This is a genomic window from Nocardia sp. NPDC051321, assembly GCF_044455225.1.
Taxonomy (GTDB): Bacteria; Actinomycetota; Actinomycetes; order Mycobacteriales; family Mycobacteriaceae; genus Nocardia.
The window spans coordinates 152,528-179,105 of record NZ_JBITEM010000002.1 but is presented as its reverse complement, the minus strand read 5'-3'; the positions used below and the strand labels follow the sequence as shown (position 1 = coordinate 179,105).

Annotated in this window: 26 protein-coding genes and 1 pseudogene; 3 read left to right on the top strand and 24 right to left on the bottom strand. The window is 64.3% G+C overall.

Going from position 1 to position 26,578, the window contains the following annotated elements:
* Positions 1–6: 6 nt before the first annotated feature.
* The 10 genes from ACIA8C_RS04915 to ACIA8C_RS04870 all read right to left on the bottom strand — a co-directional run bounded on the left by ACIA8C_RS04915 (position 7) and on the right by ACIA8C_RS04870 (position 10,673).
* Positions 7–1,635 carry an FAD-dependent monooxygenase gene (locus tag ACIA8C_RS04915; RefSeq protein ID WP_397130937.1) on the bottom strand — a complete coding sequence of 543 codons (1,629 nt, stop codon included), beginning with the start codon at positions 1,633–1,635 and terminating at the stop codon, positions 7–9.
* Positions 1,632–2,687: an AfsA-related hotdog domain-containing protein gene (locus ACIA8C_RS04910; protein WP_397130935.1), complete on the bottom strand. Its 1,056-nt coding sequence runs from the start codon at positions 2,685–2,687 to the stop codon at positions 1,632–1,634. Before ACIA8C_RS04910 ends, ACIA8C_RS04915 begins: the two co-directional genes overlap by 4 nt.
* Before the next feature lie 69 nt (positions 2,688–2,756).
* On the bottom strand, positions 2,757–3,491 hold the full coding sequence (locus ACIA8C_RS04905; protein ID WP_397130933.1) for an alpha/beta fold hydrolase: 735 nt from the start codon (positions 3,489–3,491) through the stop codon (positions 2,757–2,759).
* A gap of 83 nt (positions 3,492–3,574) precedes the next feature.
* Complete coding sequence (locus ACIA8C_RS04900) at positions 3,575–4,936, bottom strand: NAD(P)/FAD-dependent oxidoreductase (RefSeq protein ID WP_397130931.1); 1,362 nt, start codon at positions 4,934–4,936, stop codon at positions 3,575–3,577.
* Positions 4,937–4,946: 10 nt separating this feature from the next.
* A complete protein-coding gene (locus tag ACIA8C_RS04895) occupies positions 4,947–5,807 on the bottom strand; it encodes a class I SAM-dependent methyltransferase (RefSeq protein WP_397130929.1) in 861 nt (286 codons plus the stop codon).
* Positions 5,800–6,732 (bottom strand): SDR family NAD(P)-dependent oxidoreductase, encoded by a 933-nt coding sequence (locus ACIA8C_RS04890; RefSeq protein ID WP_397130927.1) that lies wholly within the window; start codon positions 6,730–6,732, stop codon positions 5,800–5,802. The genes ACIA8C_RS04895 and ACIA8C_RS04890 overlap by 8 nt, the downstream gene beginning before the upstream one ends.
* Positions 6,729–7,745, bottom strand: coding sequence for an SDR family oxidoreductase (locus ACIA8C_RS04885; RefSeq protein WP_397130925.1), 1,017 nt, complete (start codon positions 7,743–7,745; stop codon positions 6,729–6,731). Before ACIA8C_RS04885 ends, ACIA8C_RS04890 begins: the two co-directional genes overlap by 4 nt.
* 23 nt (positions 7,746–7,768) lie before the next feature.
* A complete protein-coding gene (locus ACIA8C_RS04880; RefSeq protein WP_397130923.1) occupies positions 7,769–9,439 on the bottom strand; it encodes an AMP-binding protein in 1,671 nt (556 codons plus the stop codon).
* Complete coding sequence (locus ACIA8C_RS04875) at positions 9,429–10,367, bottom strand: acyl-CoA desaturase (RefSeq protein ID WP_397130921.1); 939 nt, start codon at positions 10,365–10,367, stop codon at positions 9,429–9,431. The genes ACIA8C_RS04880 and ACIA8C_RS04875 overlap by 11 nt, the downstream gene beginning before the upstream one ends.
* Before the next feature lie 60 nt (positions 10,368–10,427).
* The gene (locus ACIA8C_RS04870) at positions 10,428–10,673 is read right to left on the bottom strand and encodes an acyl carrier protein (RefSeq protein ID WP_397130919.1); all 246 of its coding nucleotides are present in this window, start codon (positions 10,671–10,673) and stop codon (positions 10,428–10,430) included.
* Between the two features lie 526 nt (positions 10,674–11,199).
* On the opposite strand from ACIA8C_RS04870, the gene ACIA8C_RS04865 reads away from it, so the two are divergent.
* Complete coding sequence (locus ACIA8C_RS04865; RefSeq protein WP_397130917.1) at positions 11,200–11,406, top strand: response regulator transcription factor; 207 nt, start codon at positions 11,200–11,202, stop codon at positions 11,404–11,406.
* Positions 11,407–11,585: 179 nt separating this feature from the next.
* On the opposite strand, the gene ACIA8C_RS04860 is transcribed toward ACIA8C_RS04865, so the two are convergent.
* A complete protein-coding gene (locus ACIA8C_RS04860) occupies positions 11,586–12,011 on the bottom strand; it encodes a hypothetical protein (RefSeq protein WP_397130915.1) in 426 nt (141 codons plus the stop codon).
* Between the two features lie 8 nt (positions 12,012–12,019).
* Positions 12,020–12,859: an alpha/beta fold hydrolase gene (locus ACIA8C_RS04855; RefSeq protein WP_397130913.1), complete on the bottom strand. Its 840-nt coding sequence runs from the start codon at positions 12,857–12,859 to the stop codon at positions 12,020–12,022.
* 429 nt (positions 12,860–13,288) lie between these two features.
* Here ACIA8C_RS04855 and ACIA8C_RS04850 point away from each other — a divergent pair, with 429 nt between their 5' ends.
* Positions 13,289–13,978 (top strand): HAD family hydrolase, encoded by a 690-nt coding sequence (locus tag ACIA8C_RS04850; RefSeq protein WP_397130911.1) that lies wholly within the window; start codon positions 13,289–13,291, stop codon positions 13,976–13,978.
* A 23-nt stretch (positions 13,979–14,001) separates the two neighbouring features.
* Here ACIA8C_RS04850 and ACIA8C_RS04845 read toward each other — a convergent pair whose 3' ends face one another.
* The 6 genes from ACIA8C_RS04845 to ACIA8C_RS04820 form a co-directional block, all read right to left on the bottom strand.
* Positions 14,002–14,925: a UbiA family prenyltransferase gene (locus tag ACIA8C_RS04845; RefSeq protein ID WP_397130909.1), complete on the bottom strand. Its 924-nt coding sequence runs from the start codon at positions 14,923–14,925 to the stop codon at positions 14,002–14,004.
* Between the two features lie 59 nt (positions 14,926–14,984).
* Complete coding sequence (locus ACIA8C_RS04840) at positions 14,985–15,794, bottom strand: TauD/TfdA dioxygenase family protein (protein ID WP_397130907.1); 810 nt, start codon at positions 15,792–15,794, stop codon at positions 14,985–14,987.
* Positions 15,791–16,831: an L-tyrosine/L-tryptophan isonitrile synthase family protein gene (locus ACIA8C_RS04835; RefSeq protein ID WP_397130905.1), complete on the bottom strand. Its 1,041-nt coding sequence runs from the start codon at positions 16,829–16,831 to the stop codon at positions 15,791–15,793. The genes ACIA8C_RS04840 and ACIA8C_RS04835 overlap by 4 nt, the downstream gene beginning before the upstream one ends.
* A gap of 48 nt (positions 16,832–16,879) precedes the next feature.
* On the bottom strand, positions 16,880–17,551 hold the full coding sequence (locus ACIA8C_RS04830; RefSeq protein WP_397130903.1) for a DJ-1/PfpI family protein: 672 nt from the start codon (positions 17,549–17,551) through the stop codon (positions 16,880–16,882).
* A 69-nt stretch (positions 17,552–17,620) separates the two neighbouring features.
* Complete coding sequence (locus ACIA8C_RS04825; RefSeq protein ID WP_397130901.1) at positions 17,621–18,850, bottom strand: cytochrome P450; 1,230 nt, start codon at positions 18,848–18,850, stop codon at positions 17,621–17,623.
* A 385-nt stretch (positions 18,851–19,235) separates the two neighbouring features.
* Positions 19,236–19,868 (bottom strand): pyridoxal-phosphate dependent enzyme, encoded by a 633-nt coding sequence (locus ACIA8C_RS04820; RefSeq protein WP_397130899.1) that lies wholly within the window; start codon positions 19,866–19,868, stop codon positions 19,236–19,238.
* Between ACIA8C_RS04820 and ACIA8C_RS04815 the strand changes: the two genes are divergently transcribed.
* On the top strand, positions 19,811–20,257 hold the full coding sequence (locus ACIA8C_RS04815; RefSeq protein ID WP_397131841.1) for a hypothetical protein: 447 nt from the start codon (positions 19,811–19,813) through the stop codon (positions 20,255–20,257). The two genes, ACIA8C_RS04820 and ACIA8C_RS04815, sit on opposite strands and share 58 nt — an antisense overlap.
* An 18-nt stretch (positions 20,258–20,275) precedes the next feature.
* Here the strand turns inward: ACIA8C_RS04815 and ACIA8C_RS04810 are convergent, their stop codons facing one another.
* The 6 genes and pseudogenes from ACIA8C_RS04810 to ACIA8C_RS04785 all read right to left on the bottom strand — a co-directional run.
* Entirely contained in the window at positions 20,276–20,893 is a 618-nt protein-coding gene (locus tag ACIA8C_RS04810; RefSeq protein ID WP_397130898.1) for a LemA family protein, read from the bottom strand.
* Entirely contained in the window at positions 20,890–21,708 is an 819-nt protein-coding gene (locus tag ACIA8C_RS04805) for a DUF3137 domain-containing protein (protein WP_397130897.1), read from the bottom strand. The genes ACIA8C_RS04810 and ACIA8C_RS04805 overlap by 4 nt, the downstream gene beginning before the upstream one ends.
* Positions 21,709–21,799: 91 nt before the next feature.
* On the bottom strand, positions 21,800–22,963 hold the full coding sequence (locus tag ACIA8C_RS04800) for a protein kinase family protein (protein ID WP_397130896.1): 1,164 nt from the start codon (positions 22,961–22,963) through the stop codon (positions 21,800–21,802).
* Between the two features lie 674 nt (positions 22,964–23,637).
* Entirely contained in the window at positions 23,638–24,351 is a 714-nt protein-coding gene (locus ACIA8C_RS04795) for a transposase (RefSeq protein WP_397130895.1), read from the bottom strand.
* Positions 24,352–24,918: 567 nt separating this feature from the next.
* Complete coding sequence (locus tag ACIA8C_RS04790) at positions 24,919–25,266, bottom strand: hypothetical protein (protein ID WP_397130894.1); 348 nt, start codon at positions 25,264–25,266, stop codon at positions 24,919–24,921.
* 573 nt (positions 25,267–25,839) lie between these two features.
* Positions 25,840–26,490 (bottom strand): annotated as a pseudogene (locus tag ACIA8C_RS04785) (decaprenyl-phosphate phosphoribosyltransferase); the annotation flags it as partial.
* Between the last annotated feature and the right edge of the window lie 88 nt (positions 26,491–26,578).

The following is a 26,578-nucleotide window of genomic DNA, read 5'->3' as shown; positions in this document are numbered from 1 at the left end:
CCCCCCTCACCGAGTCGCGGCGGCCAGAGGCGCCGTCGAACCGAGAACCTGATCTAGAACGCTATCGAATTCCTGAGCCTCGGCCAGGCTTCGCCGACCCGCGAGTCGTCCGTCCGGGCGAACCAGCAGGACGGTTGGCCGGTCGGCAGCCAGCACGTCGTGCACGACGCCGCCGGCGTCCACCTGCTGCTCGATGCCCGCGAGCGACAGCGCGATTGTTTCCCGACCGAGTACGACGGGAGACACCAAACCCTTGTGCCGAGCTTCGAAATGCTTTGCGATGCGCTCGATCTCGGGAACGTCCGGCTGCCGCGCCCCGAGGACAAGTGCCGTGAACCGGCCGGGCTTCAGTAGATCGTGAACCCGAACGGTCGCCGAGCCACCGGCGATCGCTACATCGGGCACGCGGCGCCCGGTCTGTGCGGACGTGGCCTTGTCGGAGCCCGGCAACGCCTCGACCGGATAACCGATCGAGAGCTGCGTCAATGTCGGGACGAGCAGCCGGTCCAACAGGCCGGTGACGGTGCCGAGACCCAGCAACGCATCACGGAGTTGCCGCAAGACACGCGGCCGGATGGTGGCCAACTTCGTCTGGGAGGTGGCGGCCTGCATCGCGAGCGACGCCCCGTGCAATCGTTCCTTCTCGTAGCTGTCCAGCAGGGACTCGCCCGCCACGCCTCGGCAGACCAAGGCGAGTTTCCAGGCCAGATTGAAAGCGTCCTGAATGCCGCCATTCATACCCTGCCCGCCGAGCGGGCCGTAGCTGTGCGCGGCATCGCCGGCGATCAGGCACCGGCCCGACCGGTACCGCGAAGCTATCCCGGTACGCACCTTGACCGTGGCGACGCCCCAACCGGCATCGCGTAGCTCCCGCACCCGAATCCCCGAGCCGGTTCGACGATCGAACAGTTCCTGCACATATTCCAGGGTCGCGGTGCGCCCCTGCGCGCCATGCACCGTCGCCGCCAACCGGAACGAGCCGTCCGGAAGCGGCGCTATGAGAGCCATGCCATCGGGATGGAAGTAATAGTGACCGGCATCGGTCGACGAGCGTTCGCCGAATACATCGACGATCATGAACGTCTCGGGTGCCTCCTGAGTTTCGAACGGAATCCCGGAAAATTTCCGCACAGCGCTGTGCGATCCGTCGGCGCCGACAACCCAGCCTGCCGTCACCGACTCCTCGGCCGCACCGTCCGCGGTGGCCACCGTCGCGATGACGCTGTCGGTGCGAACGTTGAGCCCTACCAGCTCGACACCGCGCTCGACAGTGCCACCGAGCTCGGTCAACCGGTGCTCGAGCACCTCCTCGGTCGCCGATTGCGGGACCGACAACATGAACGGAAAGCGACAGTGCCGCACGGTCGCCGCCGAGATCTTCGCGGTTCGCCGCGCGCCGGATTGAAAGTAGGCATGCCCGCACCGGACACCGCGCTGCACCAACGGCTCCGCGGCACCGAAGTGGTGCAGCACCTCCAGCGCACGGGCGGAAATGCCGATCGCGCGGGAGGCCTTCGTCGAGCTCGTCGACTTGTCGATTATTCGAAACGAAATCCCCTGGGAGATCAGCTCACAGGCGAGCGTCAGCCCGGTTGGCCCGGCCCCGACGATCAGCACATCGATACGCTCATTCATGACCGTTCTCCGTTCGCGATTCGGCCGGCATCCGACCTGAACTCCACTTCCATTGCGACAGTGCCGATTTGCTTGCTCGACTGCACCACCGTGGCATCGACCTGATAGGTATCCGCGGCATCGAGCGCCTTGACGATCAGTTCCAGCTCGGCGGGCACGTCGAGCTCGGCGAACCCGTCGAACGCCGCGCGGCCGCGGGTCACCATCGGCACACCGCCCGCCCTATCCGCACCCCGGGTACGCGATAGGTTCCAGGTAGCGGCTTGGCGTACCGCCTCCGTAATCAGCTGCCCCGGAACATGATCCAGCGGGTGATCGAAGAACGCCGCGTTATCCAGGTCGACCAGCACCGAAATGCGGTCGATCCCAGCGGGTTCGGCGACAGCTCGGATCGCCACATGCCGCGCCGAGTCTCGCCCGACCAGCTCGGGTGCGGGAACCTCACCCACCGTGACCGCATGCTCGGCACGGTTGCCGAGCTGAGCTCGCGACATGGCCCGGACCAGGGCGAAGTCGGACTCTGCCGCGAACATCAGCGAGCCAGACATGGTCATGGCCGGTGCGTCACCGATCAGCAGCACAGTCTCGAAGGTCAGCCCACTCGGCCCCTCGGCCCCGTTCAGCGGCGTCAACGCGAACAGCAGAACCCCTTCCAGCGGGTTTCGCCGATCATCGTGGAACGCATCGGGATTCAGCACCGCCATATCGAAAGACCTTGCCACCATGATCGTTTCGGGTGCGATCTCGAAGAAATCGTGCCCGGACATGATCGCGGCTTGGCGGACGGCTTCGGCGGCCAGCAAGGTGTCGTGATATTCGTAATGCCCGTCCGCCCAGAGCGAATGCGCGCGCGGCAGCTGCACCGCGATCACGAACAGCTCGGGAGCGATGCGAGTGCGGTCGCACACGAACACTTCCGATACTGATCGGCGGTGCGTCAGTTCACGGGGAACGGTCTGCCGATGATCGACCAGCTTCCGCAGCTCGGCGACTCCTCGATCCGCCGTGCCGAACCTATCGAGGATCCGATGCTCGAGTCTTGTCGAAACCATGCTTTCCCCGTTTCTCACGTCACCGCCGACAGCACCGCGTCTGTCCGCAGCTCTACCTTGTTGCCATGCTCAGGCCGAAGTTGCGTCGGCCGCAGTGGCTTTCGTATCCGCAGCGGCGATGCCGAGCAGGATCTCCGCCACCAGGTCCGGGCGCTCGAGGTGGGCGAAGTGATTGGTCGGCACCTCGTGCACTTTGCCGGTACGGGCGGCGTGCGCGCGCTGCGCCGAGACCGGCACGTCCGCGTCGAACTGCGTGATGATGTAGCTGGAGGCAACGGTGCGCCAGGCCTCGCCGCTCGCGATCTCGGTGAAGGACGCGACCGACTGGCGGGTCAGCCTGCTCACCGCCTCCTCGGTCATCTCCGGGGTCGGCAGACTCTCGAGCACGCGGCTCTTGAAGTGCTGCGGACCTTCGCTGACCGTGCCGTCCTCCCGGATGTCGAGCTCCGGAACCTGATCCTCGGGAATGAACCCGCAGTCCACGACCGAAGTGCCCTCGGGCACAACCGCACTGATGTAGACGAGATGGTTCACGCTGGGCTGATCGACCGCGGCAGCCGAGATGACCGCCCCGCCATAGGAATGCCCGACGAGGATCACCGGCGTCGCGACGTCCGCGATGACCTTGCGGACCGCATCGACATCGTCGGAGAGCGTGCCGAGTGGGCCCGCAGGACCGCAGCTCGGCAAATCGACTGCACGGCTTTCGATCCCGTGTTCGCGAAGCTTCTCCGCGACGAAACTCCACCACCACGTGCTGTCGGAGATGAATGCACCGTGGACGTAGACAACCACTGGTTTCATGGTGTTCGAACCTTTCTGATGAGTGCCGACGTCACGGCCGACGCCGAATTCGCCTCGTCCGGAGGGACTCCCGACGAGAAGTGCTATGGGAGGGCAGGCAAGCGGTCCTGGACCCGCATTTCCACGTCGTGCATCCTGGCCTTCAGCCAAGCGACCGGCTCAGCGGGATACAAACGTTGTTGCGGCCCAACGAACATCAGGTCTGTGTAGGTGGTCTCGCGATCGAGAACCAGATCTCGCATCACCTTCCCGACCGTGTTGGTGAAGGCAACCCCGTTGCCGCAGTAGCCGTGCGCGTACAACGCCCCGTTGCGAAGACGACCCACGTGCGGCACCAGGTCCGGGGTCATGTCGATACATCCGCCGTACGCGTGGGTGACCCGCAGCTCACGCAGCATCGGGAAGTACTTACCGAGCAACCCGGTCAGGTAGCGCTGCGGACGGCGAGCGCGCATATGCGCGTCCGCCATGTCGCGGCCGTAGTGATACGGAACCGGACCGCCACCGACCAGCAGCCGGTTCTGTGCGGTGAGTCGCGCGAAGGCGATCAGATTGCGGGCTTCCACAAAGCCCTCACGACCTGGCCAACGCAGGCTCGCCAGCTGCTTCGGCGTCAACGGCTCGGTCACGATGGCGTAGCTCCACATGGGCCGCACCATCGCTTGCAATTCGGGGAACTGGTGCTGGTAGGCATTGGTCGCGTAAACGACACGGCCGGCCGATACCGCGCCGAGCGGGGTTCGAACGCGAAAGCCGGAGGGCCCCTTCGCCACGCTGACCGCCGGCGACCGCTCGAAGATCTCGACCGCTTGGGCCCGCACGACCCGGCTCAGGCCGCGCACCAGGCGATGCGGATTCACCATGGCCCCACCGACTTCGAAACCACCGAGCAACGCGGGACTGTCGACGCGAGCCCGAATTCCTCGCGCGTCCAGCAGCTCGGGCAACGAGCTGGCGCCCAAACGATCGATCAGGTCCAGGTCACGTTCCAACATTCGCAGTTGTCGCGCGTTCGTCGCGACGTTGAGATACCCGGTCGGCTCGATCTGGGCATCGATCCCGTGCTTGGCCGCGAACCGCTGCACCTCGAGGATCGACTTCCCCACCACCGTGTAGGCGAGCTTCGCGCGATCAGACCCGTATGCCTTGAGCAAACTCGTCAGATTGTGCCCGATCGTCGGTGTCATGAACCCGTCACCATGACCGGAGGCTCCCGAACCCGCGTAGTCGGACTCCAGGACGATGATCCGGAGTCCGGGTTCCGCCTTCTTCAGATAGTGGGCCGTCCACAGCCCGGTGTAGCCACCGCCGATAATGCAGACGTCGGCAGCGTGCTCGCCGGACAGCGACGGACCGTAGGAAACTTCCTCGGTCTCGCGCCAGAAGACACCGTAGGTAATTCCCCGCTCGCCAACGGCCGCTCGGGTCGGAACTGAAGCAACCACCGGGACTCCGTTACCTTTTCTCGAAAATGATTCGCGCCAAACCGATGTGGCGGTCCGTAAAGGCCTTGCTCGACGCGGTCAGGTAGCGCTGGTAGTCGGCGACCGCGTCGTCGCCGACCAGTGCCCGCGCCTCGGTGGTGCGCGCGTCCAGACGCTCGCGCCAGGCAGCGCAGGTGCGGGCATAGTCATCGGCATCGTTGGTTACCGTGATGACATCGAACAGTCGTTCCGAAGCCTCGAAGATCTCCGAGGGCCAGGGCAATTCCGATTCGGTGAAGATCCGGTCGATGATGAAAAGCAGGTCACGCACCGTCTGGCGCGACATCTTCGTATTGCTGCCCTTGACGATTGTCTGGAGTGCCAGGCGGCCGCCCGCCGGCAGCCATTCGTGGCACCTGGCGAAGAACTTCTGGTACGCCGCAATACGTTCGGCCCGCGGCATCCCGTACTCGGCGAAGTGCTCGAAGGCGCCGATCGAGATGATGGCGTCGTACGGCTCGTCCGGCTGGTGCTCGATCCAGTTCTCCAGCCGAGCTTCGACCGCAGGCTCCGATCCCGCCGAAATATGTTCGTACTGCGCCTGACTGAGCGTGAGGCCGACCGCCTGTTCAGAACCGTAGACATCGACCAGCCGATGCAGCAGCGCACCCCACCCGCATCCGACATCGAGCACCCGCTTGACACCCGACGCCCGAGCGCCTGCGATCAGGTAGTCGAGCTTCGCCAGCTGAGCCTGTTCCAGCGTGTCCTGCTCAGACCACATTGCGCACGAGTAGATCTGGTGCTTGTCGAGCCAGAGAGCGTAGAAATCGTTGCTGAGGTCGTAGTGGAGCTGGATCGCGGTGGCCGAAGCGCCGTCGTATTCAGTCAACGGTCGCCTCCGCCCGCGTCGACGCGACAATGCCGTTCAGCCGCTGCATGCGCGTCGCCAAGGTCATCCTGCCTTCGAGCGTGAAAGCACCAGGTCGCCTGCCGTCGACATCATCGAAGGCATAGGCCTGCGCCAGATCACCGACCGCGAGCTTCTGGCCCGCCCAGCGGTGCCGATCCGGATCCGACAGCAACGACGCCACCGCCCGGCCCACGTATTCCGGGGAATGCGCCACGGCCGCGGGGCCTGCACCCAGCGCTTGCCAGGCCGCATCGACCCGTTCGGTCCGAACCAGGCCGGGGTGCAGTGACACCGAGGTGATCGAGGTCTTTCGCAGGTCGTAGGCCATGCCGACGACCATCCGGTCCGAGCTCGTCTTCGAGATGTCATAGGCGACCTGGCCGAGGTAGGTATCGCCATTGGTAAACGACATGTTGGCGATCAACCCCGTGCCTGCGGCCTGCATGAGCGGGACGGCCAACCGGGCCGCGTAGTACTGACCGCGCAGCGACTTCTCGAACAGATCCCACCGCCACATCGGCTGCTGCCAGAACGGCGCGTCGAACTTCGCGTCCTCGCCGCGTTCATAGCCCGCCCAGGCGTTGTTCACCAGGACATCAAGGCGCCCTTGCTCTTTCTCGATGTACCGGAAAACGTCCGCGGTCTCGTCGTCATCGAAATGATCACAGACGAGCGCGATGCCGCGGCCACCGCGTTGGGAAACCTCGGTTGCGGTCTCGGCCACCGTCCCCGGCAGATCTTCGGTCACACTTCCGGCGCGACTGCGACCTGTCACGTATACCGTTGCGCCGGCCTCGCCCAGGGCGAGTGCGACGCCACGCCCGACTCCCCGACTCGCGCCGGTAACCAGAGCAACTGTGCCGCGCAGATCCGGCGGCACCCAGCCGATAGGTTTGGAACTCACACCAACTCCTCGGTTGTCCGGTGCGACGACGCACGCTCTCCGGCCCAAAACTCCAAGCTCTTCCGATACGCCTCAGCCACCGACACCGCCGGCAGTCCGTAGCGGCTGGTCAGCTCGGGCAATGAGCTGGGAAGCACACCACCGCTTGCACGCGTGACCTCACTGACATCGATCAGCACCTTGATGAACGCCCTCGATGTCGCCGAAACCTGGCCCCAGGCAATGGCATCGATGGCATCGGGGTCGAGCACCGGCGGCGCGGAAATGGGTTTGCCGCGCGAACTCGCGTGGGCCAGCACGACGTTCAGTGCATCGTCGACCTTCAGCGCGTCCTGCCCGCTGGTCAACCAGTAGATTCGTCCGAGGTCATCTGCCTCGACCGCACGAGCGATCGCCATCGCTGTCGTGTCCAGGGCCAGCAAATCGATCGGGTTACCCGCGTGCAGCGGGAAGAACGGCGCTTTCCCCCGGCAGATCCATTGCGACATCATCTGCACGATCTGCGGGCGGAAGCTGGCCCCGGTTCGCGAGTCCCCCACCAGGTTGGTCGGGCGGTACACCGAATACCGAACACCGCTATCCGCCAGTACCTGTTCGGCGCGCAGCTTCGACGCGATGTAGGGGCGAACGACGTTGCCGTCCGAAAGCTCGCTCACCCGGCCGAGTTCGATCGCCCGGACGAAACAGGTACCGACGTAGTGCACCGGCGCATCGGCGGCCTGCGCGAGCTCGGCGACATGAGCGGTGCCATCGATATTGATCCGCTGGTAGCGCTCGTCGGGCTGTCCCCATTCGGTGAGCGCCGCCGAGTGCACGATGACGTCGACCGTCTTGGCAAGGGCAGCCCAGCTTTCGGCGTCGAGGCCGAACCGTGGGCGCGAGACGTCGCCGAGCACAACCTCTTCCGAGCTGCCTGCGGTCGGGTCCGAGTGCGCGAGGCCGATCACCCGGTGTTCCCGCAACTCCGCCGCGATCGCGCGACCGACAACCCCGGACGCACCAGTGAGAAGCACTGTTCTTCGTTGTCCGGACATAGTCACAACCCGCCTTCCGACATGCTGACGACCGCCCACGGGTCGAGCTCGCCGCCCTCCAACAGTTGACGGCACCGATAGCGCTGGATCTTGCCGCTCGGCGTCTTGGGCAGCGCGCCACGCGCAAGGAACATGCATTCATCCACCGCGACAGCGGCTTTCGCCATCGCGGCCGAGGCGGCCTGATCCGCGATCTGGCGATGGCCGTTGGTGCCGGAGTCCAATTCCAGCAGCAGTGTCAGCGTGGCACGATCGCCGATCGTCCGTTCCACCAGGGTCGAGCAGCCACGTCGGACTCCCTCGACCTGCTCGATCGCCTCCTCGACGCCCCGCGCGTAGACCTTTCGCCCCGCGACATTGATCATGTCGTCGCTACGACCGACCAGATAGAGGTTGTCCTCGACCACGAAGCCGAGGTCATTGGTGAGCAATTCACCGTCGCGGAAGTGGGCGTCGGTCAGCTCGGGAGAATTCCAGTACCCCGACCCGAGACTCGGGGACTGGATGCGGATTCGACCGATCTGGTCCGCCCCACTCACCCCGACACTGACGCCGTGCAGCGGACGGCCAGCGCTGACAATACTGGTCGCCGACTCGTGATCGCCGTCGACCAGCCGCAGTTCGCCCCTGGCCAGCTCGACCGCGTCCACCGTCATCCGTCGCGGAGTTTCGTCCGGTCGGGCGGCGGTGACCGCGAGGGTGGCCTCGGCCATTCCGTAGGCAGGCATGAACATGCGGGGCGTCAGCCCGAACTCGCCCAGCACTTCTGTCGCGAATTCCAATGTCTGCCATTCGATTCGCTCGGCTCCGATAATGCACGTGCGCATATCGATGGCCGCGCGAGGCCGTGCGCCGCGCCGAAATCCTCTGGCGGACAGGTAAACACCCGTGTTGGTACCGGCGGTGATGGTGCCGCCGTATTCCGCGATGTCGCCGAACCAGGTGCGCGGTGACATCGAGAACCGCTCGGGCGTCGACAAGTACAGGTCATTGTCGCTCTGCCACGAGGACAGCAATGTTCCGAACATCCCCATGTCATGCGACAGGGGCAACCACGACGACACCACGTCGCCGCCGAAGCGGACACCGATCCACGACAGCAACATGTCGATGTGCCGAGCGATCGCCCCGGCAGTCAGGACGCAGCCCTTGGGCACTCCGGTACTGCCCGACGAATACTGGATAAAGGCGACGTCCGCATCGCCGGGCGGGCACTCGTCCACCACGCCCGAGCCGATCAGATCCTGCCAACTGCATATCTGATGTCTGGCCAGAAACCAATCGGGCAAGGTGGTGAGCAGCCCCGCGTCCAGGACCACCAGCTGGGGATCGAGCTGTTCGCACATGCCCCCGAGGGACGCGAGATACTCCTCGGACCCCATTCCCCGTGACGGAACCGGCAACGAAGCCAAAGCGCCACCGGCAAGCCAGATGCCGAGTACCCCCGACACCACGTCGGAATTATTGGTCAGCACCGAAGCGACGCGGGTCCCTGGCGCGACACCACGCCGGCGCAGACCGGCGGTCATGTGCCGCGCGCGCTGGGCGACCTCTGCCCACGGTGTGCGCACGTATCGTTCGTTCTCCCAGGCCATCAGCGAATGAGTGCGGGGACGAGACTGCCCGAGCAGTCCTTGCCACAGGCCGTTCGCGCTGGTGTCGCTACTCCACATCGACGATTCCCATGGTGGTCGGAGCCGATTCCGCGAGCGGCTTGGCAGGCGTCGATCGCGCGAACCGGCCGCCGCCGGTCGGTGCCCACACGGCTTGACGCTGACTCTGCCGCGCTCGGTCGATTCGAATGACGTCATGCACCAAGTGGAGCTTTTCGAGCACTTTGATCACGATCGCGCTGATATCCAGTTCGTACCAGCGCAATCCGTGCCGCGCCGAGCGGGGGAACGCGTGATGGTTGTTGTGCCAGCTCTCCCCGAAGGACAGGATGGCGAGCCAGCCGTTATTGCGCGATTCATCGGGTGTCGAGAAGCGGCGGGACCCGAAGACATGACCGATCGAGTTCACCGCATACGTCGCGTGGTTGCCGACGAAGATCCGGACCAACCCACCCCAGAGCATGCCGGTGACGAACGACGCCGGTGTCTGCCCGACAGCAAGGCCGATGAAACCCGGCAGGACGATGCCGAGCAGGACGAGCCAGGCGAAGTTGTTGGAGGCCCATCGAATGTCCTTGTCCCGGGCCAGGTCCGGACAATATCGCACCGGGTCCGAGGTCAGCTCCTTGTCGAACAACCAGCCGAGATGAGCGTGCCACAAGCCCTTGAGGCCGGCCTTGGCCCCCGGCTCCAGGTCGAGATAAGGACTGTGCGGATCACCGGCCTTGTCGGCTACCCGGTGATGACGACGATGATGGGCCGTCCAGATCAGCGCCGGGCCTTGCGACCCGATCGAACCGGCGACGGCGAAGAAGATTCGTACCGGCCTGCTCGTCTTGAAGGCGCGATGCGCGAACAGCCGGTGGTAGCCCGTCGAAACACCCAGTCCGGCAACGATATACATCGCGACGAACGCCACAAGGTCCGACAGCTGGAAGTAGCTGTTCCACAGCAAGATCATCGCCGCGAAAACACCGAGCAAGGGCACAATCGATATCAGAAGAATGAATACTTGGTGACGACGGCCGTCCATCTCGATCCTTTGCTTTTACAAACTTGCGGAGATCGCGGAATTAGCAACCGCAAGCACGTCACCGACCGTCTTGGCGCTGGCAGCCTTCGCCGGGTCGAACTCGACCTCGTACTCCTCCTCCAGCGTGAAGACGATGTCGGCGAACTGCAAGCTGGATAAACCGATATCGGCGATCACGGTATCCTCGGTCAGCGAAATTACATCCTGACGGCCACGCAGCTGCTTGCGAATAAGAATGACGAGTTCTTCGAGCTCAATCATTGACTGCCGCCCCTTAATGTGGTGCTTATGATCGGATTAAACAATGCACCCAGCGGCCACTGGGCGATTGAGACGTCAGCCGTTCGATAAACAATTCGCGCCGACGTTCTATTCGACTACAACATGACCGCGGCAGCGGGCGCAACCGTATGGCCGCATGCTGCCAACGAGGCAGCAAGGCTTGACAACATGCACCAAGAGGCAAGAATCGGCATCCCCTATTTCATGGGGCACGCCTGCGGATAGGCGCTGCAATTATACACTGCGAAAACTATAGAATTGTAAACCGCAGACCCCCCAAGATTGGTGGCAAGCGCGATAAGGGTTACCAGTGGATTGCCCGCATTCGGCTCAGCCGGTCGAATGACGGCTTCACCTCCAGAGCTGCAGGTTTGCTCCATTTCGGGTTGCCAACGCCCGGAATCGCCAATAACATCGGATTGGCAGCACGAATTAACCGGGGGTCTGCCAGCCACCATCGACGGACAGACAGGTGGCTATTCAGAGCTAGTCGTGAGGGGTTTGCATGATAGTTCGAGAAACACTGCCAAGTGCACGCGAGCTCGAGCTCATTCAACTACTTTGCGAGGGACACACCGACGAGGCCGCAGCTCGTCGGATGAATTTATCGGTACGCACGGTCCGACGTTTGACACAACAACTCATGGGACATCTCGGAGCGCGCAGCAGATTCGAGGCCGGCGTCCTTGCGGCCCGCATGGGACTCATCTAACCGAGCTGCCGGAGTCGAGTCCTGGGTGTCGTTCCCAAACCGGCTTCGCCCACTCGGGGGACTTCGCCGCCGCAGCCGCGTTCCGCTGGAACGGCGGAGGTCGTCCGAACAGAACTCCGCGAATCTCCCGACGTCGGATCTACCGACGTCGGGAGATTCGCGGGTGGCCGATCTCCCAGCTATCGAACGGCGGTGCGGGCCTGCCACCCCGCGATGATCGTGACGACGAACCCGATCGCCGCCGCTACCAGCGACAGCCACATGACGATCGTTGTGCTGCTGTTCACCCACGGCATACTGAACGGCCCCCAGTCCGGGAGCAGATGGACGGCAAGTAGCCCGGCCAGCGTGACGGCGCCGAGGAACACCTCGGCCTGGGCGGCGAGGCGATGGCCGCGGCGGACCGCAACGACCACCAGCACGAACAGCACCCAGGCCAGTGATCCCGCGATAATCGTCGGCACCGGCGTCACGTTCATCAGGCTCACGCAGTGTTCCACCGAATGTGCGCCGTAGCCGAACAGATATCCGAGAATTCCGATGAACAGCAACCGCTTCCGGCGTTCGCCGCCCGCTGCCGCCGATTCATTCGTCTGGGCTGACACCGCTTCCATCATGACTCCGTTGCAGCGAGGAACTCGCCGATGACCTCGGTGAGCCGCTCCGGCTGGTCTTCGGGCAGCAGGGTGTAGCTGTCCTCGATCTCCACCAGCCGGGCGTCGGGATAGAGCTCGGCGAGGCGGCGGGCGTGTGCGATCGGCATCATCTTGTCCTCGATCGCCCAGGCGATCAGCACCGGCCCGGTGAAGGCCGCATTACGCTGCGCGATCTCGAGCAGTGTGGCGCGAGGCGGCACGGTGTTCAGGTATTTGGCCAGATCCCGTCGAATACGGCGATCGACCGTCGCCGGGCGGAACCAGCTGTCGATCACCTCTTTCGGCACCGGGCGCTTGCTCATCCACCCCCAGGTAGCGGGGCCACGCCGCCCAAGCGGGGTGTTGAGCAACGCCATCGCGGTGCGCAACCCGCCGGGCACCTTCGCCGAGGCGACGATGAGGCGCGCGGGTTTGGGCGGATAGTTGTCGAAGGCCTCGCACGAGGTAAGCACGAGTCGGCCGACGCGGTCGCTGCCCCGCGTGCCGAGCAGCAGCTGTGCACCGCCCCAATCGTTTTGGACCAGCGTGACATTCCGCAGCTCGAGCGCATCGAGGAAGTCCCCGACCAACTTGGCCATACCGAGGAAGGACACATCTCCGTCCTCGTTCATGGGTTTGCGATGTCCGCCGAGCGGCCAGGTCGGGACGATGCATCGGTATTCGGTGCGCAGCTTGTCCACCACGTGCCGCCAACCCGTACCGTCCATGAGCAGGCCGTGAATGAAGACCAGCACCGGTCCGTCGCCGCCGGTGTCCTCGTATTCGATTACGCCCGCTGGAAGTTGCACTTCGAACATTCACTGCCTCCTGTGTTCATTCCTCCGGCGGGCCGAATTCGGCCTGCCGCGGCCAGGTCTCACTCGCGCGGCTGAGTCACTACGCACCCACACCCGCCTCCAGAACCAAGCGATGATCGGCATCCACGGCGGCGATGCCTTCGGTGATCTCCCCAGTGCGGCCACGGATTCGAGGAATCCGAGCCCACGGTTTCGCCGACTTCGACGAGCAGGGCCGACGCCGCCGATACCACCGTATCGGATTCCTTCCACTGCCCGCACCTACCGGCGGCACCTGCGTGCCGTGCTCACCAATCGCACTCATCGAGACCTGACGCTCCCCCCGTCGGGCGCACGCACGCGGCATCCCGCCCATCGCGATGAACTCGAATACTATTCCAGGAGAGACGGATTCACACGTTATCCGGGCAATGATGCGAGGATGCGCTCGTGACGATCAAGCCCGTGCACCCCGCCCGCCGCCCTGCCGCCGCCGCGCCGACTGCGGTGGCCGCCGCCTTTGTCGACGTCGATAACACCCTGGTCCGGGACATCAGCTTTCTGTCCCTGTTCACCTTCGACGCGCGCTGCCGCGGTGCGGATCCGGAGCCGCTGCTGCGCGAGTTCCGGGCCCTGCGTGCGGCGGGGGCCGGCCGTGCCGAATCCCACCGCGAGTTCTACCGGCTGTGGCACGGACGCGAAGTCGAGGAGATACGACGGATCGGCCGCGACTGGTTCACCGAGCGCATGCGGACCCCGGACTTCTTCAATGCCTCGGTGGTCGGCAGGCTGCGCGAGCTTGCCGCCGCAGGCACGCGAATCATCCTGGTGTCCGGGTCATTCGACGCGGCGCTAGGTCCGATCGCCGACCACATCGGCGCCGACGAGACGCTGTGCACCGAACTGGTAGTCGCCAACGGTCGCTACACCGGTGCGGTGCGCGCGACCATGGTCGGCACGGACAAAGCCGCCGCACTGCGCGGTTACGCCGAACGCACGGGAGTCGACCTCGGTGCGTGTGCGGCCTTCGGTGATCACCATTCCGACATCGCGATGTTCGATCTGGTGGGCCGGCCGGTGGTGGTCGGCGACGTCGACCACCAGCTGCGCGACTATCCGGCCGAACGGTTACCTGGCTGAGGCCGCGGCCTCGGTGCCGCCGCTCAGCTGGTGGTCAGCACATTGCCGATAGCCATCAGCAGCGCGCCCGCCCAGGCGAGGCGGCGACCGACCAACCGCCCGAACAGCGGATCGCGTTTGGTCGCGCCGAAGTGGAACTGGAACAGCCGGGCGACGAATACCGGCCACAGCAGTGCCCCGAAAATCGGCGGCAGTGCCCCCCAGGCGATCAGCGCGAGGACCACGACAATATCGGCGACGGCGAGCACGCCGAGTATGGCGATGTAGGTGCGCTCACGGGTCATCGTCGCGATATTGATCCGCCCGACGCCCCGGTCGGTATCGCAATCACGAAGGTTGGAGTACCACGACACCATCATCAGCCAGAAAGCGAACAGCGAGCCCTCGATGACAGCGCGCGCGGTCACCGCGGCGGTCAGCGCCGCATAGGGAATCAAGACCAGTTCCAGCGTGAACAGGAAGAGCACCAGCTCCTGAAATCCGATGTGGCTCAACCGCAAACCGTAGGAGTACTGGACGGAGACGCACGCGCCGACGACCGCGAGGGCGATCAGCCACAGTGGATGGTAGGGCGCGACGAGCAGGCCGATCACCAGCAGTGTCAAACCCGTGAGCAGGCAGGTCCACGCGAACCGCAGCGCCTCCGGAAGTCGAAGTTCCCCGGTTACCAACGGCTTCCAGCGCGCACGGCGCAGCGCGCTCGGATTGTCGCGGTAGTTCGTGGCGTCGCTGCCGTCGCGGAATCCGGTGATGTCGTCGAAGGCGATGGTCGCGCAGTGCACCAGGAAGTATCCGGCGATCATGATGCCGAAGGCGACCCACGTGGTGGTGCCGCGCGCGACCGAGGCGGGCAGCAGCGTCGCCACCATCGGATAGGCGAGGTTGTAGTCGAGAAAATAGAGGTTGGCCAGCCGTCCGTACGCCCGTACAGACCTGGCTGTCGTCATGAGATCAACCACCGCAGTGTTCCAATCTTGGTGTGCGGACTCGGTTTCCGGATTCGGGGTCAGATGATCTGGATCCGCTGCATATGCCGCGCGGTCGGGCCGGTGAACCGGTTGCGGCCGTGCAACAGCGCGTGATTCTCGGCGACGACGATGTCACCGGTCGCCCAGGCATGGTGGTAGCAGTAGCGCGGGTCGTGCAGGCGGACACGCAGGTCGTCCATCACCCGCACGGCTTCCTCGGCGGTGAGCCCTTCGACGGTGAGGAACAAGGGATTTCGATAGATCGCCGGATCCAGCGGTTCGGCATAGCGGATGGTGGTCTCGCCGGTCACCGGGCTGGTAGCCAGCAGTGGGTGCGTCATGGTGCCGCCGTAGTGGGCGAGTCGATCGGTCCGGTAGGTGACCATGGCGCGCGCCCATAGGGCGCGCAGATCGTCGGGTGCCTCGCGATACACCTGAGCGGAGTCGCAGAACACCGTCTCGCCGCCGGCACCCGGTTCACAGCCCTGGATGCACTGGAACAGGAAATAGCGCGGCGCTCGCGCCGACCAGGCGCCGTCCCAGTGAAACGGTACGTCGCCGGAGTCGAACAGGTAGTTCTTCGGATCGTCCTGAACCACCAGGTCCATGATCGTGCCGAACTCCCACTCCGCCAGCTCACCGGCGGCCCGGCAATAGGACTCCAGATCGGCCTTGTCGAGGGCGCGGTATCCGCGCAGCACAAGGACTTTGGCCTGCAGGGTGGTCGTCAGCAGGGTATCGACGGGCACATCGGCCAGGCTGCGCCCGGCCGCGTCGGCGGTGACGAGCCGTCCGAACGGCGACAGCTCGGTGCCCGCGAGTACGGCGTGCTGCAGTTGATTGGTCACGGCTCTCCTCCGGATAAGGCCGGCGCCGATTCGGCGCGAACGGGATCGATGGGATCCCCGATGACGAAATGACTCGGCCTGCTGTTGCGCCACACCAGCCGTCCGCCCAATTCCTCCGCCTCGGCGCGCTTGACCAGGACGTGCCGGACGCCGTCGTCGAGTACGACGCCGTGCCACGGGGTGAGCCAGCTGTCTGCGGTGCGCAGCAGGTGAAAGCCGATCTTCCTGCTGTGCTTGGCCTGCGGGTGGATGGACAGCCGTACCGCGGCGGGGAAGGCCTGCTCGACGACGTGGCTCCACGCCTGGCTGCGCTGCACCACCTCGTAGGTGGTCCGTTTGGCGCGGTTACGTCGTTGCGTCGCACTGAGTTCCGGCAGCAGCACCGCGTGATCCTCGGTGATGAAGCGGTGGATGCCGTTGAACATTCGGCGCGCGGCGACCTGGGTGCGGACCGCCTCGCGAATCTCGTCGACGGTATCGGCATGCCGATCCAGCAGCTCGCGCCTGCGCTCATCCCAGGTCAGGTCCGGCATGGCATCGCGCAGCCCGTAGAGACCGATCGCACCACCGCCGCTCGTTCGGATGATCCGCACCAGTTCGGCGCCGTAGTCGTCGACGTGCTCGTCCGGAATGCCGAGCACGTCGCTGAACACATGCCCGTCCGAGCAGATGGTGACCACGGCGCCGGGTGCGTACACCGCCGAGATCTGCTCGCAGAAGCTTTGCATGGAATCCAGTGCGAGTCGTTCGCCGAGATCGGGCAGCCTGCCGAGGGTCTTGCGATGGTTGCGCGACTTGGCGGGGAAGGCCGGAATCACGAAGTGGATCGGCTTGCCCGCCGCGATGAACCATCGGACCGTATCCAGATGCGGGGCAAAGCATTCCGGGCATGGATCAGTGGTGCAGGGCGCCGAGGGGTCGGCGGTACGGCGGCGGCGGAATACGATCCGCAGAACATGCTCGGCAACAACGCTATTGGCTAGGTTGTACGCGGAATCGGCTGTCGCGGTGGGTATTCTGATTGCGGCGGTGGTCATTTCGGCGGACCTTCGAGAGTCAGCGGCGCGGTGCCGGGCCTGTCACGCCTACCTGGTGCGGGCGGCAGCTGTTCGACCGTACTCATTTGCGTGTGTGCCGATCATGAACGAGACGGCGTCGACGATCGGTTCAGCCGCTTTGCTCGGGGTGCCCGAGTCGAACGGGGGCTGCGGATCGTATTCGAGCGCGAGTTGGATGCCCTGTGCGAGCTCGGGAGCCACGAATTCCGCCACCAGCGTCAGCGCGAGATCGATGCCCGCGGCAGAGCCTGCGCCGGTGGCGATTCGGTCGCCCATGACGACACGTTGCTCGGTCGGCTGCGCACCGTATTTGGCGAGTTCGTCGCGGAAGAACCAGTGCGTGGCGGCGGGCAGCCCTTCGAGCAGGCCCGCGGCCGCGAGGATGAGCGACCCGGTGCACACCGAGGTGGTCCACCTGGTGTGCGGGTGGGCCTCGCGCACCCAGTCGACGATTGGGGCGTTGTCCCTGGCGAGTGCGAGCGAGGCCGGGCCGCCGGGGACAAGGAGGATATCGGGACGCGGCACATCGGCGAACGTGGCGTCGATCTGCAGGTGAAGCAGGTTTTGATCGTCATCGAGCCGGCCCGTTTCGGCGGCGCACAGCACCACCTCGACATCCGGCACGGTGGTGAATACCTGGTACGGCCCGATCGCGTCCAGTGCGGTGAAGCCCTGATATAGGCCGAGAGCGATGATCACGAAGTCCTCCTGGTGGAATGAATGCGCTAGCGAACAGGTGCCCGCGCTCGGCAGCACTGCGGCGTCAGTTCAGTGGTGGAGCACGAGTGGCAATTCGCCGGGCCCGCGAACCACGAGGGACGGCTTGTAGCGGACCTCCACGCGCGGCACGGCCAGCTCGAGCCGGGAATAGCGGGCCAGCAGTGATTCGAGCAGGACTCTGCTCTCCAGCCGGGCGAGAGCCGCGCCGAGGCAACGGTGTATGCCGTACCCGAAGGCCAAGTGTCGCTTGTCCGCTCGGCCGGGGTCGAAGGATTCCGGATTCGGATACTGTCGCTCGTCTCGATGTGCCGAAGCGACAAGCAGCAGTACCGCCTCGTGTGCCGGAATCGCGGTGCCCGCGATCGTCATGTCCTCGGTCGCGAACCGCCACAGCGAGCTGACCTGTGGACCGTCATAGCGAAGTGTTTCCTCGATCGCGTCCGCCGCGGTGTGCTTGCCCTCGCGCAGCGCGCTCAGTTGATCGGGGTGGTCGAGCAGCGCGAGCAGTGTGTCGCCGATCAGCTGGATGGTGCTTTGGTAACCGGCCACCATCAAACCCATGGCGGTGCCGACGAGCTCATCGGAGCTCAGTTCATTGGAATCATCACTCGCTGTGATCAATGCGGACAACAGGTCGTCGCCAGGACGGTTCCGCTTGCGCGCGATCAACTTGTCGGCGTACCCCAGTAGGCAGTCAATAGCCTCGGGCACCTTGGCCAATTCCGTGGGATCGGCGGTGAACACGAGGTCGGCCCACCGCCGCAGGTCATCCTCGTCATTCGGCTCCGCGCCGAGGACCGCACAGATCGCCCGGATCGACAGCGGCGCGGCGAGCCGCGCCATCACGTCGACGGGTTCGCCGACCGGCAGCGCGTCGAGCAGTTCATCGACCGTTGCGCGAATCGTGGCCTCCCACTGCGCGATCCGCGCCGCCGTGAAGGTAGCCGCGGCGAGGCCGCGGATGCGGGTATGGTCCGGCGGATCGAGGTTGACCATCGTGCGCTCGCCGACCGTGCCCGCCCCGAAAGCGAGGCGAGCCGCGCGGAATTCGGGCAGCGCGGATCGGTAGTCGCTGCTCAGCCGCGGGTCGGCGAAGCCTGCCCGGACATCGTCGTACCGGCTCACCAACCACACTCTGATATTCACACCCGGGATAGTGATCGGGTGGACCGGCGCATTGTCGCGCAGCCAGGCATAAAAGGGATACGGATTCTGGAAGAACTCCGGCGTGAACATCTCCGGCACGGCAAGATCGGGTACGACGATATTATCGGGCATCTCATGCGCTCCATTTATTACCAATTCGTCCTCCCCTGATCGCCAATCTCGCGACCGTGTCCGGACACTGATTCGCTGTCAATCGAAACGATCCCCACCCCCAGCCTTTCCACCCGTAACGCCAGCCTTACAGGCAGACGCTCCACCGTCCGCCGGGCCTATTCGACTACAGCACGACGCCGCGACCCGGCACAACCGGATGGCCGCATGCGGCCACATCTCGTCATGACATCGCACCAGGGTGGATTCCTCTGCTGCCCTGCGCTTTCGGATCCGTGACTACGATCATCGACTGTGTTCGCGCGTCGCTGGCGCGGATACGGAAACCACGGAAAACGAGGTCTGATAATGGACGCTGGTGACTGGCGCCCGACGCTCAGCGCTGTCAACGAGCTGAGCACGCAGCTCGAGCAGACAGGGCTGCTGACCGGGCCCCTCGGCGACGATGAACTGTCAAACGGCTTGCCCTGCATTTGGTTTCACCCCTACAGCCCTTTGAAGCCACGCGAGGCCGCCACCACGACCGTGGCATCCGCAGGCCGGACACGACGACCGCTCCGCCATCGGAACCGGCGGCCGCCACGACTGACTGACGTGTGGTGGTGTCTCCCGCGATCGAGGGGAGTAGCTGGGTCTCACCACCGAAGGTTGTTCGCAAGTCGGCACCCTGCTCGAGGACCGCGTGCAGCCGGGGAAACGGTTCGACCAAATACAGCCTGGGCATGCCCCGTCCGCTCTCGGTGAATCCTCGGTAGATGCCGTGTGCCAGATCCCCACGCGAACTGGGAATCACCATGGCATCGGGCATCCTGCCATGCATCGTCACGATCTCGTGGGCAATGCCCTTGAAGTACTCGATACCGAACGGGGAGCACCCGACAACGGCGAGGATATCTATCGATTGAACGGAATACGTTATGTGACACCACCTCTGAGTGCGGCAACCCAGAGATTGGGGGCATGTCCGGACCGGTTCGCGGTGGCACCATGACGGCGCGGGCCAGGCAGAAACCGTCATTCGGCGGACAACGCCCGCTGGAGGTCTCCGTGCGAATCGGTCGGTCAGTACACGCGGGATTGGTTGCCGTCGCCGCGGCAGCGGGAACGATGCTCGCGGCGCCCCTGGTGCACGCCGCGCCGCCCGGCAAGGTGAATTGTGTTCCGGTGCCGGTCGACTCGCGCCTCGAAGTCACCTGCACCAATACCGATGTCGGCGCGGGCACCGCAGTCGGCCTCACTGTGTGCAGTGACCTGAGGACGTTGTACGAACCCGCGCACCGGATGGCGGGCAACACCACCGAGACGTTCACGCAGGACTGCGGACCCGGCGCACACCCGATCTCCTGGAACGTCAAAGGTGAGACCGACTACGACCGCGCCCGACGCATAGAACGTGAAGGCAAGTAGCAGAAGCAAGGCCGGCGTTCATGAGGCGCCGAACAGTCCGCGGACGTCGGTTACCTGCCCTGCTTCGGGGCCACTGATCTCGAAGTATTCGGCGGGCGAAACATGGTGGAAAGAAGCGATGGCGGCGGCGGGCACGGATTCGATCTTTGTATTCAACGCCCGCACATTGCCGTTGTACAACCGCCGCGCCGCGGCGATGCGGTCTTCGATATCGGCCAGGTCGCTTTGCAACGCTCGGTAGTTTCGTACGGTGCCCATGGTGGGGTACTGCTCGGCGAGTGCCTGCAAGCTGCCCAATGCCGTGGTGAGAGCGTTTTCCGCAATCGCAACCTCCGAGACGTCCGCAGCTCGGTGTCCCTGGCCGGGCGCCGACGTCGAAGTTCCGGCGACGTGTGCACGATTGCGTGCCTCGACTACCGCTGTCAAACTGCCGCGTTCGAAGGCCGCTGCCTGCTCGACCGTTGCGACCAGATTCGGCACCAGGTCGTGGCGGCGTTGCAGTTCGACGCCGACCTGCTGCCAAGATTCGGCCACCAGGTTCCGCAACCGCACAAAATCGTTGTACACCGCGAAGTACCAGAGGATCACGATCAGCGTTATCGCCAGCGCTAAGAGGATGCATACGGTGCTGCTCATGCCACATTCCTTTTCGGAGCGGTCGCTGTCGTAGTGCTGTCGGACCATACGAACCGCGGGATGCCTTCGGCGATTACCTGCATCGCGTCGAAGGCCGAGCCGATCTCCCAGGGACGATTGCCGAGCGTGGTTACGCCGACCAAGCGATTCCCGGTGATCTCGAATTTGGTCAGCCGCACCGCTGGTTCGCGTCGGCCGATGTCGATCAGCCGGTCGATGGTGCGTGGGGTGAAAACCGCATGCGCGAAAGCCGGATTCGAGGAGTACACCGAGAATTTGTCGTTGAAGTCGGCGGATTCGAACTCCACCTGAGTGCCGGCGGTGGTGTCGAAGTTCGGGCCCATAGTCAACCGGGGCAGTGCCGTGGGAAGTTCCAGGACGAAAACATTCCGGTAATGGGTGCTCACGTTGATTTTGTTGTTGTTGAGCCAGGTGAGATGGAAGAAGCTCGCCGGGTAGGCGCCGACGCTGCCTTGCATAGCGTCCCGAACCCGCATGCGCCGCGCCCGGCGGATCGTGAACGGCGGGAAGTTCCATACCGGTACCGCCCAGCCAGCTTTACGTTGATAGCTGAACCCGTGTTGCTCGGCCCACTGCGCGGTCCACCGTTTCCGGAACGCCTTGACGATCAGCCCCGAGGGCAGGAAGGCCAGAAACGGCGTGGCGGGCAACAGTATCCACGACAACGGTTTCCCATGATCGCGCCACCACATGCCCTGCACGATCACCAGGACCACGAACGTAATGAACGTCAACGTGTGGAAAACGCGAGGCCGCGCCCAGATCGGACCCCTCGCACTCTGATCATCGGCCATGCCACTCACTGCTCTCCTTGTGTCACACCGCGGGCGCGGATGCCTCAATGATCTTCATGAGGCTTGCGATGTTCTTACAAACGGCTGATGGTCAGGGGCGAGTGGAGACGGACACAGAAGCCTGGCCGTCCAGCAGGCGGCGGATCTCCTCGTCCGGATACGGGGTGCTCCGGCTCGTCTGCTGGAACGTATGCATGAACGCGGACATCGCCGCGGCGACCGGCGCCTGCCGGGTGAGGACCGCGGCGGCTCTCTCGGGGAAACCCTCCGGCGGCGTGCCCTCGGCGATGGCGCGCACCATCGCGGCGCGTGTCTCCCGATCTTCCCGCCGGAGCCCGTACAGGGCGGTGAGCAGCCAGTTCACCAGGTAGGTGGCTGTGAAGCCGCGGTCATAGCTCTGGTTCTGGTCGAAGAACGCGGCTTCCTGCGGCGAGAGGTCGAACCCGGAGGAGAGCGCGAGGCCGAAGTCGGCGAAATAGAGGCGTCGACCGTCGGTGAGGATGTTCTGGAAGTACGCGTCGAGGTGCAGGAGCCCACGGCTGTTCATGGATGCGGTGCCGACGGCCAGTTCCCGCTCCACCATGGCGCAGGCCCGGTCGGCGGCCTCATCGCCCGCCTCGATCTGGGCGTTCAGCCACTCGTGCAGGGTGTGCGGGATGTACTCCAGGAACAGCGCGATGCTCGCCGAAGAGTCCCGGAGGGTCTCGATCCGGTGGCGGACCTGGGGTCGGCCGTCCCAGTAGGCGACGGCGTGATCGATGTCGGCGAGTTCGGTCGGTAGCGGCGTCGTATCCGGCAGCACCCGCCAGTGGTACATCAGCGGGAAGCCCTCGCGTTCGGCAGCGAGCACCCAATTCGTCGTCATGGTGTGCACGGCGAGTTCGCGCCAGGCTCCGAAACCCGCCCCACCGATGAGGCCGACGCCGTAATGGAGGAACATCGGCATATCGAACAGGTTCGCCGTGGACCGGACGTGCTCCGGCTGCCGTTCCGGGTCGGTGAGGGGCACTCGCTTCACGAAGACTGGATTTCCGGCGATCTCCAGCAGCGCCGACTTCCCGCCGATACCGGAACCGATCGGCACGGCCGCATCTACGAGCTCGCGCAACGCAAGATCGCTGTGCAGTGCCAGGGCCGTGGAGACAGCTCCGTGGACGTGCAGGCGCTCCGGGCGCGAGATATCACGGGTCACCGCCGCGTCGCGGGATATCGCTTCTTCGCCGCGCATCACCACGATCCCCCCAGTTGCACTCACGATTCCGCCGCAATCGACAGGCAGCCTATCGCGATCTTTGACTTGCCAAACATCCGCGAATCCCGCCGTGGCGCGCGATGGCCAACCGTCCCGAACTGGTTGGCTGACAGCCCTTCTCAACGCGCGCTCGTACCGAATTGACTTTTGTCACAGGGCCTCGTTGCCTACCTGCATGGTAAGCCGAGGGGAAGCGAGATCAGCGATAGTGGGATTCCAGTCGTGTGACCGGCACGCGTAGGAGCGGACCGAAAGTCCCCCTCGGGCTGCGGTCCACGAGCAACCAGCCGACGATCATGCTCGGTGGCGGTCGGGTCTGTTCGGTGCGCATTCTCGCTGGTCATGTTCTCCCATGTCTAGCTCCTCGCCTGCCAGGCACCGGGGACCGGCATCGTGAACAAGCCGGGAGAAGCCCCGATCACGACGGGAATGCAGTTGAACACGCTGGCCGCGGCAGCATGGAGGACCCTGCGGCAGGGATGGGTTGCGCTGGGCTGCATTCGGATCCAGCGAGGGGGCCGGATCGATGGTCGTTCGCGACGAAGGAACTCCTTCGATTTCGACGACGAACCGGACTTCGTGCGGTAGCTCGGGGAAGTCCGGGTGATCTCGGCGCATCGGTAGGTCAACGCCATTGACAACCTGCCGGAACACGTGCGGTCAGATGGCTGACCGCGTCAGCTATCTCGCCTTCCGCGCAGGAATGAGGGCACGTCGACTGCGCCGTTGGAACCGTCGAGTTGGCGAGCGAAGGTTGCTCGTGCAGCCTCGATCAGCGTCGGTGGGACTGTCGGCCAGGCCGCGCTTACGTTCGCCAACGCGGTGAAGGTCTCGAAGTCCAGTCCGCTATCGGTCCGAACCCCTTCACCGGCGGTGGCTCGAGCGAGCGCACCTTCGAATGTCGACTTCAGCTGCTGATCGTCAGGCTTCCAGCAGCAACCGGTGCAGCCGGTTGACGGTGTCGGTGCGGGCGCGGCCGAGTTCGCCGCGGCGATCAGCGAGCATGCCCACGCGATCAGCTCCGAATCGGCGTGCACTTGGCGAAGATTCGGTGACCGCAACGCCGCCAACGCCACCGAATGCGCATCGACGGGGTCGGTCTTGCGGCCGTTGCCGGTCGTGAAAACCCGAATCTGCGCGGAGAGTTTCGCCGACACGTCGATCACGGTCTCGCTGTCGTGGACCAGCCGGTGCGCGATATGGCGGCCGATGCCGTTACAGCCCTCGATCGCCCACACTCGATCCTTGTATTTCCTTGCAGCGATAAGCATTTCGCTGTAGCCAGCGTTGTCAGTGCCGTATCGGCCCGTGGCCAGCGCGGTGCCGGTGGGGTCGATGATCTCGATCGTGGCTGAGCGTTTGTGCGGGTCCATTCCGATGATGACCTTCACCAGTGGCGTCCTTCCCGAATCGGCGTGTGAGGTCCGTGCGGGAAGGCACCGCTACTTCGAGCTGGGCAAACCCCTCTTCAGCCATTCACGGCACGATGCCCGGCGAGACGCAAGCCATGTGAGAGCCACGCCAATGACGCAGGTGGGCAGCCGATTTGCGAGCTTCTCACCGGGTACTTGGACCCGATCCTGGCCGGGATCAAGTCCTACCGCCGGTGTTAAGTAGCCGATTTCCGTGCGTCCCCAGAGCAGTGACCGTCTGAAAATCCGTCGGCGCAGCTTCTCGAACACGAAACGGCAAAATGCCCCGACGCGAGACGAAATCGGGTCGGGGCAAATCGCTAGCAGATGTCGCGGACGTTGAAGTCGTCCCATTCCGCGCTTAGTTCGGAAGGTCGAAGAAATTGGCCTCCACGCCTACGTAGCTAGGGGTAGAGGTGCGCAGCAGCCTTTGTGAAGTGTTGTGGGTGTCGGTTCAAGAGAGACCGTCGTGTTTGCAGCGTTTGAATCTGTGCTAGCAGAACCACCGGGCTCCCTCGACACAGACGGCGACGACGGTGTCGAGAATCATTCGCCCTGGGACATCATTTCGCATTTAGAGCCGGTTACCTTGGACGGAAGAGATGCTTCACCGGCAGGATTCTTTTTATCCGACTTGCACTCGAGCCAGGTATCTGGGTCCGTGCGATCCAATATCTCGAAATTCTGTGTGATTTTGCCATTTTTTGGGGCACCTCCGGATGCCTTGCAATTGCCAGCTCCTTCTCCGCGCGGAGTTTTGTTGACCTCGATTTCGTCGCAAAGGTAACTGGCGCCAGCCTGAGCCAGGATTGGTGGAGCGAAGACGCTCAAGCCTGCGGCGATCGTAAGGCAGCAAACGCCGAGAGTAACGCCTTTGGCGACAATAGGGGGCATTTCTATCTCCATTCTCAAGGGGCAGTGTCGTTGCAGCAGGCAGCTTGCCGTTCAGTCGAGGTACCGTTAGAAGGCGTCCAGGGCCGATCAGAACGGGCGCAGCGTTCTACCTCTCGGTATTCGGCGTCAGCCGCGCCACGGATGGGCGTCATGGAACTCAAACGCCTTGGCCCCAACAAAGAATCATCCACGGAGAGGTCTCCGTGGCCGCTTCCTGTGTGCAAGTACCATTGGGCCACACACGCCCGCCAGCACCGCTGGCGGGGAAGCAGTTTTCACCATGCTGAGGGAGGCTTGCCCGCCCCACCAGCCACGTCATTCGCCCATACCCGGGCTTCGGACTGAACGAAACGCGCCCACCACATGCTGAAGGCCGACGAACCCGGCTCACCATTCCTGCGTGACGTCCGCTATTGCCGCGACCCGCGGGTTCCGAGCGGACGGTGGCCGGGCCTCGGACCGCTCGGCAACCAACGCTTTGGAACGTCCAGATCTGTCGATTTCAGGTCGTCGGTTTTTCGAGCCCAAGCCATGATGTCCGCTCATGATGCGGCAAGTGCCCCATATGTCTGCTCAGGTGAGGTAGACGGCCACACCGATTGTTGCGGCACACGCCAGGGCCAATGACTGCAGAATGCGGTCGCCCAGCACGATCTCTTCGGGTTCACCGGCTCCGGCCCCATCGATGTCAACCGCGTAACGCAGGATGCAGATTGTGAAGGGAATCATCGAGATTGCGAACCACGGGTTGTTCTTGTGATCGGGCTCGAACGCCCACAGCCCATCGAAGACCACGACCGCGGTGCCCGACAAGGTCCAGACGAAACGTAGATAGGTGGGCGTGTAGTACTGCAACGACTTACGAATCTTGGCGCCGGTGTCCAGCGCGAGTTTCAACTCGGCATAGCGCTTGCCCGCGGCCATGAACAGCGAACCGAACGCCGCGATCAGCAAGAACCATTGCGACAGAGAAATACTCGCCGCCGCGCCACCGGCAACCGCGCGCAACAGGAAGCCCGATGACACGGTGCAGACGTCGAGGACGGCCTGGTGCTTGAGACCGAAGCAGTAGGCCAGCTGGATGCTGACGTAAGCAGCCATCACCACGGCCAGCTGCCACGTCGCCACGAACGAGATCAGGATTGAAGCGGTCAGCAGCGCCACCGACAGCGCGTAGGCCAGACGCACCGGAACCACTCCGGCGGCGATCGGGCGGAAGCGCTTCCGATCCCGCCGCGTCATACGGACCCGGCCACTACATCGCGGCTTTACGCGATCGTCAATTCGTCGGACCAAGTTCAGATGCTCAGGC